At 73.6% G+C, this 8,362-nt stretch carries 7 protein-coding genes and 1 pseudogene; all 8 read right to left on the reverse strand.

The features are described from left to right. Positions 1–93: pseudogene (locus tag ACWDRW_RS39775) on the reverse strand (ribulose-phosphate 3-epimerase); the annotation flags it as partial. Between the two features lie 58 nt (positions 94–151). Further along, on the reverse strand, positions 152–958 hold the full coding sequence (locus tag ACWDRW_RS39780; RefSeq protein WP_451733314.1) for a 4'-phosphopantetheinyl transferase family protein: 807 nt from the start codon (positions 956–958) through the stop codon (positions 152–154). A gap of 49 nt (positions 959–1,007) precedes the next feature. After that, a complete protein-coding gene (locus ACWDRW_RS39785) occupies positions 1,008–2,327 on the reverse strand; it encodes an MFS transporter (protein WP_451733317.1) in 1,320 nt (439 codons plus the stop codon). Then, positions 2,324–3,799: an argininosuccinate lyase gene (argH, locus tag ACWDRW_RS39790; RefSeq protein WP_451733320.1), complete on the reverse strand. Its 1,476-nt coding sequence runs from the start codon at positions 3,797–3,799 to the stop codon at positions 2,324–2,326. Before argH ends, ACWDRW_RS39785 begins: the two co-directional genes overlap by 4 nt. Beyond that, entirely contained in the window at positions 3,796–5,082 is a 1,287-nt protein-coding gene (locus ACWDRW_RS39795; protein ID WP_451733322.1) for an ATP-grasp domain-containing protein, read from the reverse strand. The genes argH and ACWDRW_RS39795 overlap by 4 nt, the downstream gene beginning before the upstream one ends. Then, positions 5,079–6,137 carry a PLP-dependent cysteine synthase family protein gene (locus ACWDRW_RS39800; protein ID WP_451733324.1) on the reverse strand — a complete coding sequence of 353 codons (1,059 nt, stop codon included), beginning with the start codon at positions 6,135–6,137 and terminating at the stop codon, positions 5,079–5,081. The genes ACWDRW_RS39795 and ACWDRW_RS39800 overlap by 4 nt, the downstream gene beginning before the upstream one ends. After that, complete coding sequence (locus ACWDRW_RS39805) at positions 6,134–7,057, reverse strand: GHMP family kinase ATP-binding protein (protein ID WP_451733326.1); 924 nt, start codon at positions 7,055–7,057, stop codon at positions 6,134–6,136. Before ACWDRW_RS39805 ends, ACWDRW_RS39800 begins: the two co-directional genes overlap by 4 nt. 213 nt (positions 7,058–7,270) lie before the next feature. Next, on the reverse strand, positions 7,271–8,362 hold a 1,092-nt coding region (locus tag ACWDRW_RS39810), incomplete at its 5' end, for an alpha/beta fold hydrolase (RefSeq protein ID WP_451733329.1).

An 8,362-nucleotide genomic window follows, 5' to 3' on the forward strand; every position in this document is an offset into this window, starting at 1 on the left:
CTCCGCGCACCGCTCGATCGTCGTGGCCGACACCCCTCCGTCGACCTGAAGCCACAGCTCGAGGCCGTGCTTGCTGATCAACTCGCGGGCCCGGACAGATCATCTGTCCGGGGATCGTCGGCATTGGCGGAGCTGTGCCAGGCCCTGCGACTCATCGCCTCTCGGGACTGCGCTGTTCCCGAAGGTCGCTGTCCCCCAGCCGGTTCACCCGGGGCAACGGCGTGGTCAGTTCCCCGTGGACGGCCACCGCTGCCGCGTATCCGCGGTCCACGGGGACGTCGAGGAGGGTCCAGCCGGCCGGTGAGGTCGGGCCGGGCGGTCCGCCGGAGCCCACGTAGTCGGCCGCCGGGTCGCGGCCCAGACCGGTGCCGAGACCCTTGAGGTAGGCCTCTTTACGGGTCCACAGCCGGGCCAGCGCGCGGGGGCGCCGCACGGGCGGCAGCGCCTCCAGCTCCGCCTGCTCGGCGGGATGCAGCATGGTGGCGAGTTCGGCCGCGCTGCACGGGTCGGCGACGAGGTCGACGTCGACGCCGATGGGCGCCACCGCGGTGCCCATCAGCACGAGGTCACCGCGATGGGACAGCGAGAAGTGCAAGGGATGCGCCACGTCCAGCACGGTGGGCCGGCCGTGCGGGCCGCCGCAGCACGGGCAGGTCTCGCGGCCGTAGCGGATCTCCTGCGGCAGCACGTCGAGGTAGGTGCCCAGCAGGCGGCGCAGCGCCAGGTGGGCGGCGGTGAAACGGATCCGGTCGCCCGGGTGGGCCAGTTCGGCCGCGCGCCGCCGCTCGGTCGTGTCGAGTACGGCGGTGTCGAGACCGGCGCCGCGCACCTCGGGCACTCTCAGCAGCCACAGGTCCAGGGAACCGGGCCGGGGCAGGGCGCGGACGGGTGCCCTGGGCGCGAGCAGCGCCGGGCCGCCGAGGACCGCGCTCCGGGCAGTACTCCTGGGATCACTCACCGGACCCCTCCTTGTTCGATGAAGGATGTACGGGGCGCCGCCGGGCAGGTCAGCCCCGGGCGGCGGCCTCGGACGGCCGGGGCCCCTCCTCGGGCTCCTCCGGTTCCCCGGGCGGCCGGGTGGGCAGGTCGCGCCGGCGACGCAGCGGTCCCGCGAGCAGCAGTGCGGAACTGACGGCCAGGCCGCCGGTCAGCAGCCACAGTGCCGGGCGCACGCCGAGGGCCGCGCCCAGGACGCCACCGAGCAGCGAACCGAGCGGGATCGCGCCGAAGTTGGCGACCGACATGCTCGCGGTGATCCGGCCGAGCATGCGCGGCGGGCAGTACTGCTGGCGGAAGGTGCCCTGGACGACGTTGGCGGCCACCACGCCGAGCGCGAGCACCGCCCCGCCGAGCGCGAGCAGGAAGACCCGCGGGCCGGGCTGGGCCAGCGGGATGAGCAGCCCGAACGGCGCGGTGGCGAACTTGCACACCAGCATGCCCCGGGCGGTGCCGAAGCGCCGGGCCAGCGGAGTGGCCACGACGGCACCGAGCAGCCCGCCGACGCTCGCGCCGGCCAGCAGCCAGCCCACGGCGGCCGCGTCGACACCCAGTTCACGCACCAGGAAGACGGTCAGGAGGGCCTGGTAGCCGGTGAGCAGCAGGTTGGTGACCGTGCCGTAGGCCGTGAGCACCCGCAGGTACGGGTCGCGCAGGGTGTACCGCAGGCCGTCCTTGACGTCGTCGCGCAGGGCGCGCGGCGCGGCGGGTTTGCCGGGCGGGGGTTCGGTTGTGCGGATGCCGAGCAGGCAGAGGGTGGAGGCGAGGAAGGTCGCGGCGTCGACGAGGAGGCCGCTGACCGCTCCGAACACGCCGGCCAGCATGCCCCCGCCGCCCAGCCCGGCGAGCTGTGCCGCGGATTCGCTGCCCTGGAGCTTGGCATTGGCCTCGGGGAGATCCTCGCGGGCGACGACGGAGGGCAGGTAGACGCGGTAGGCGAGGGAGAAGAAGACGTTGGCCAGGCCGGTGAGCAGGGCGACCACGAGCAGGTGCGTCATGGTGAGCGCGTCGAGCCAGGCGGCGGCGGGCACGCTGAGGAGCAGCAGCAGCGAGCCCAGGTTGCAGGCGATCATCAGCGGGCGGCGCGGCAGCCGGTCCACCCAGGCGCCGGCGGGCAGTCCGATCAGCAGCCACGGCAGCCAGGCCGCCGCGGCCAGGGTGCTCACCCAGAACGTGCTCGCGTCCAGGGTGACCACCGCGACCAGCGGCATGGCGACGCCGGTGATGTTGCTGCCGAACCGGCTGGCGGTCTCCCCCGCCCAGAGCAACCGGAAGTCCCGCTGCCGCAGGAGCCCGCCGGCCTCCCGTGCGCGCCGCGGCGGTCCGCTCATCGCTGGGCCACCACCTTCGCGACCTCGTCGGTGAGTCGCTCGGTGGCGTCGGTCCAGCGTTTCTGGCGTGCGGCCAACTCGTCTGTCAGGGAACGAAGTTCATGCTCCGCTTCGGCGATGGCCGCCTCCGGTGCCGCTCCGCCGGGGCCGCCACCGTGGGCGCAGGCGGCGGAGACGGTCTCGGGGTCCAGCCAGTCGGCGGGATATCCGGGGGCAGCCGCGGCCACGGCCGGCTGCGTGTGAGCGGCCTCGGACAGCGGCAGGCCGCCGTCCAGGGCGGCGAGGACGGTCTCGCCGACGAGGTGGTGGGCGGAGCGGAAGGGCATGCCGTCCACCACAAGGCGTTCCGCGAGGTACGTCGCCGCGGTGAGCCCGTCCCTGGCGCGGGCGCGCATGCGGTCCCGGTCCGGTTCGGCCCCGGAGATCACCAGGCGCAGCAGCGTCGTCGCGTCCTCCGTGCCGGACAGGCCGGGCCACAGATGGCGTACGGCCTCGGTGCCGACCGCGATGGCGTTGGTGTACCCGGCGGTCGACATGGCGGCCGCGGCCCCGGTGAAACCGGCCAGGGCGGCGGTGGATCGGCCCTGGATGTGCTCCAGCAGGAAGGGGTTGCGCTTCTGCGGCATCATCGAGCTGGAGCCGACCAGGTCGTCAGCCATCCGCAGCAGCCCGAACTCCTCGGTGGTCCACCAGGTCAGATCGCGGGCAACCCGGGCCAGGAGCACGCCGAGGACGGACGCGGCGGACAGCAGCCGCAGCGCGAAGTCCCGTGAGGCGACGGCGTCGACCGAGTTCGGCGCGGCCGAGGTGAAGCCCAGGAGGGCCGCGGTGCGGGCCGGGTCGACGGGAACGGACGTGCCCCCGACCGCGCCCGCCCCGAGCGGGTTGACGTCGATCTCCCGTCCGGCGTCGAGAAGGTCGGCCAGGGAGCGCAGCACGGCGCCCGCGACCCCGCACAGGTAGTGCCCGTAGGAGATCGGCACGGCGGGCTGGCCGTGCGTGTACGCGGGCATGGTCACGTCCCGGTACTCCTCGGCACGCTCCAGGAGGATCCGCGCCAACTCCGTGACCTCGCCGGTCAGTCGGGCGTACGGACCTCGTACCTTCAGCCGTACGGTCGTGGCGTTGAGGTCGTTGCGGGAGCGGCCCGTGTGCAGTACGCCGCCGACCTCCTGGCCGAGCCGGTCGACCAGCCAGCCCTCGTAGGCGAGGTACACGCCACGGGGCATCGGGAGTTCACGGACCGGGGCGAAGTCGGACCTGCGCAGCTCGGCGATGGTGTCCAGGAGGGCGGCGGCGCGGGTGGGGTCCACGATGCCGCACTCGGTGAGCATCACCAGGTGCGCCCGGTCGACCTCGCTGATCAGTCGCAGCTCCTGGCCGAGCGAGCCACCGGTGCCGTAGACGATGCGGTGGGCGCGGGGGTCGAGGGCGGTGCGCAACCGGCCGGTGTCCACTCCGGAGGTACTCATACGGGCGTCGCCTCCTTCGCCGACGCCGGCGCGCGATCACGAACCACCAGATCACGGGCCCGCACCGGTTCCAGTGCCGTGGCCAGTCCGAAGTCGCACGCCTTGGCCGCCCTTCGCCCGGATTCCCCGGGGACGGAACCGGTGGCGATCGCGTGGCCGAGCCGGCCCCGGAAGTCCTCGGCCGGTCCGACCCGGGCGCCGTCCGCCCGGTACACGGCAGCGTCCACGACACCCGGAACCGCCCGCGCCGCCGCCTCGGCGGCGCCGGTGTCGCCCAGTACCGCGTCCGCGTCGGCGGTGAGGAACCGGATCGAGGCGGCGCCGGCCGCGCCCGGTGTCCCGGTGAGGTCGACGGGAAGTCCGAGTCCCGCCCGCACCTGGGCCTCGACCAGGTCGACGCCCAGCGCGCGGCGCACGAGCTCCGGGATCATGCCGCCGGCCAGCCGGGGGTTGACCTCGATGACGCGGGCCACGCCGCCGTCGAGCCGCAGTTCGACGTGGGCGGCGGCCCAGCCGAGGCCGAGTGCCTTGACGGCGTGCACGGCGCTGTCGACGAGCGCGGCGGCCTCGGACACGGGCAGCACGGCGGGGACGTCGTGTCCGGTCTCCACGAAGACCGGCGGCGCGCCGACGTGTTTGGCGACGGTGACCACGGCCTCCTCGCCGAACACCTCCACGGAGAACTCCGGCCCGGTCAGATACTGCTCCACCAGGGCGACGGACGGAGTGCCAAGGCCGCGCTCGTTGACCGTCGCGGACAGCAACTCCCGCGCGTGGGCCGTTACTTCGACGACCGTACGGCACAGTCGTACGCCCAGGCTGCCCGAGCCCTGCACCGGTTTGACCACGACGGGTCCGCCCAGCCACTGCGCGGCGGCAATCGCCTCGGCGGTGTCGAGGACCGTCGTGAACCGGGGCACCGGCACGCCCGCCTCGGCCAGGACGCGGCGCTGCACCGACTTGTCCCGGCAGGCGCGCACGGCGGCGGCCGACGGTCCTGGGAGCCCCAGCCGAGCGGCCAGCCGGGCGGCGGTGGCGATGTAGTACTCCGAGCTCGACAGGACCCCGGCGGGTTCCAGTTCGCCTACAACCGCCCACAGCGCCTCGGTGTCCGAGGTGTCGACCACGACCGTACGCAGCCCGTCCTCGGCGACGTACGGATAGCGGGCGGGGTCGGCGCTCACGAGTACCGGCTCGGCACCGAGAGCGCGGGCGCGCTGGGCGAACTGGCGCCCGGTGCCCGTGGTGTTGGACTCGACGAGGAGCAGCACGGGGGTGGTCACGCCTCGTCCTCCGGCATCATGACGTCGCCGAAGCCGCGGCGCGCCCACACCAGGCGGGCCCAGGTCGGCGGGGCGTCCAGCGGGTGCTCGACGGTGACCGGGCCGCCCGGGGTGGGGGCCGGTTCGATGCCCTGTTCGCGTAGCCAGTCCCTGTTGTAGACGGTGGACTGGTAGCGGTAGCCCTCGTCGGGCAGCACCATGACGACCTTGCTGTCGGGGTGGCGCGCCGCCCACCACGCGGCGACCTGGAAGGACGCACCGCTGGTGGGGCCCATGAACAGGCCGTGGTTGCGGAAGAGTTCATGGGTCGCGTGGAAGGCCTCGGCGGCCGTGACCCAGTGCACCTCGTCGTAGGCGGCGTGCCGGACGTTGCCGGGGTGGATGCTGCTGCCCAGGCCGCGCAGGGTGCGCGGCCCGTCGGGGATGCCGAAGATGATCGAGCCGTGGGTGTCGACGCCGACCAGGTGCAGGGCGGGGTCGGCGGGGCGCAGGGCGGCGGCCAGGCCACCGGTGGAGCCGCCGGAGCCGACCGGGCCGACCAGGCAGTCCACCGAGCCGACCGTCTCGCCGATGAGTTCGGCGACGACCCCGTAGACGCCGGGGTTGTCGGGGTTGTCGTACTGGCCGGGCACGAAGCTGTCGGGATGCAGGGCGCGCAGTTCCTCGACGCGGGCGAGGCGGGCGCCCTGGATGCCGCCGGGCTGACCGGCGTACTCGACGATCTCGACGGTTGCGCCCAGCATTTCGAGGCGGGTGCGCAGGTCCCGGTCGATGGCCGAGTCGCCGACGACGGTCAGGTCGTAGCCGCGCAGCCGGCACACCATGGCCAGGCCCAGCGCGAAGGTACCGGAGGAGGTCTCGATGATCCGGGTGCCGGGCCGCAGCAGCCCGGCGGCCTCGGCGCGGTCGACGATGTAGCGGGCCGGCAGCAGCTTCATCAGGCTGAAGGCGGCCGCGTAGAGGTTGTCGGACACCTGGATGATGCGCGGCAGCTCGGTGGCGTCCACCACCGAGTCGTGCAGCTTCGCGGCGCCCGCGATCGTGGTCGCAGTCATGTCAGTTCACCCGTCGTGAAGATCCACTGCTCGTGGATGCCGATGGTGTGCAGCAGGTGCCGGCCCTGCTCGGTGCGGGCGTCGACCTCGGGGTCGTCGCGGTCGTAGAGGAGCCCGGCGATGTCGCCGCTGTGCGCCGCCTGGATGCCGAGTGCGCCGGTCTCGCGGGCGATGGCGCGCAGCTCCCCGAGGAGCGGGATGGGCAGGTGCCGCTGGTTGATGTCGGTGCTGGCGGAGGCGACCGCGCCGATCAGGGCGACGTCCTTGGTGTGGATGGCCTCGCGCAGCACGGCCTGGAGTTCGGCGAAGACGCCGATCTCGGCGTCGCCGTAGCGCGCGGGCGGGAAGGCCAGGGTGTCGACGCCCTTGCCCTCGTTATCGGGCCGCGAACCGAACCCGAGGACGCGGACCGCCGGCATGCGGTAGCCGAAGTCCTCGATGACCTTGCCCTCGCGCTGCGCGAACAGCACCGAACTCTCCTTGAACATCAGCGAGTCGGAGGCCGTCTCGGCATGGACCGCGATCCGCGCCACCGTCTCGGGCGGCAGTGGGCGCACGAAGGAGTCCTGCACCGCCCAGATCGCGGCCAGCACATCGCTGGTCGAGGATCCGAACCCGCGGCACAGCGGGACGTCGCCGGCCAGTTCGAGGTGGCCACCGACGGGACCGTCGTCGGGCCGCGCGCAGGCCTCGACGGCGAGCTGGGCGGCGCGCCGTGCCTTGCTCTTCCACGTGGGGAAGACCGTCAACTCCTCGCCCCGGGCCGGGATGAAGGAGGCCCGGGTGGTGTGGACGGTGCAGGGCAGTGTGACCAGTCCCCGGGTGAGCTGACCCTGGTGCGGAAAGACGCCCTGGAGAATTTCGCCGTGATGTATCGGTGCCGAGGCGACACCGACGCGCCAACCGGAATGATCCACCATGTCCTTGACTTCCTCTGGGGGCCGGACCGGACCGCTCACGGGGCCTGGCCGATCGTGCGGACTACTTCACGCTAAGGACCGCGAGCGCGCCGATCCGGCTGGTAGAGCGGCAGTATGCGGGCAGTTCGGCAGGGCCGCGAGCAGGGGGCGAGGAACGACGGGCATGCGGCGGGGTCCGCACGTCGCCGTACGGACCCCTCTCCGCGCTGGATGTCAGATGCGGGCCGGCCGCAGCCTGCGCGCGAGGACCTCCCCGATCGCTCGCAGCGGTTCGGCCTCGGTCATCCGGGCGTGCTCGCAGTCGACGGCGACTTCCTCGACCCGGCCCCTGACATACGGCGCCCAGGCCGCCGCTCCCGACCGCCCGGCCGGGGTGCCGGTGGCGTCGAAGAACAGCGCGCCGCCGCCGAACCGCCGGTCCGGCACATAGCGGTAGCGCATCCGCAGGTTGTCGACGGTGGTCGCGACGACGGCCGCGGCCTGGGCGTGCTCGAGGCCGGCGAGCACCGGGTCCGTCCGCCGCAACGCCTCGGCGAGTTCGGCGATGTCGGGGACGGTGTCCGCGCAGCGCACCCGAACCGTCTCGCCCCGGCTGCCGAGGAGTGCGGTCAGCACGTGCCGGCCGTCGATCTCGGGAGCGGTGAACCCCGCGGGCAGCGGATAGGAGTCGAGGAGGGCGAGCAGGGCCACGTCCTCCCCGGCCGCTTCGAGGCGGGCGGCCACGGCGTGCGCGACGAGCCCGCCGAAGGACCAGCCGAGCAGGTGGTACGGGCCGTGCGGCTGAGCCCTGCGGATCTCCGCGAGGTAGTCGTCGGCCATCTCCTCGATGGACGCGGGCGCGTTGTGGGCGCCGTCGAGCCTGCGTGCCTGGAAGGCGATGAGGGGCCGGTCGGTGCCCAGGTGCGGCAGCAGTCCGGCGTACCCCCAGCTCACGCCCGAAACGGCGTGGAAGCAGAACAGCGGTTCCTGACCGGCCGTGCCCTTCGCCGCCCTGATGGGCAGGACCGCGTCGAGGGGGTTGCCGCCGCCGCCCGCCGCGATGTGCTCGGCGAGCAGCGCCGGGGTGGGGCTCTGGAACAGGTCGCGGATGGTGATGCGAGTGTCCCAGACCGTGCGGACCCGGCTGATCAGCCTGGTGGCGAGGAGGGAGTGGCCGCCGCGGTGGAAGAAGTGGTCGTCGATGGTCACGGAGGGCAGGGCGAGGGTGTCGGCGAACAGGCCGCACAGGATCTCCTCGGCGGGGTTGCGCGGGGCGCGGCCGCCGCTGTCCGCGTCGAGGTCGGGTGCGGGCAGGGCCCGGCGGTC

Source organism: Streptomyces sp. NPDC003635, from assembly GCF_053587635.1.

Bases quoted from the DNA above. Each gene is read 5' to 3' on its own strand.
- ACWDRW_RS39800 (WP_451733324.1), bottom strand. From the start codon at position 6,137: ATGACTGCGACCACGATCGCGGGCGCCGCGAAGCTGCACGACTCGGTG.
- argH (WP_451733320.1), bottom strand. From the start codon at position 3,799: ATGAGTACCTCCGGAGTGGACACCGGCCGGTTGCGCACCGCCCTCGAC.
- ACWDRW_RS39805 (WP_451733326.1), bottom strand. From the start codon at position 7,057: ATGGTGGATCATTCCGGTTGGCGCGTCGGTGTCGCCTCGGCACCGATA.
- ACWDRW_RS39785 (WP_451733317.1), bottom strand. From the start codon at position 2,327: ATGAGCGGACCGCCGCGGCGCGCACGGGAGGCCGGCGGGCTCCTGCGG.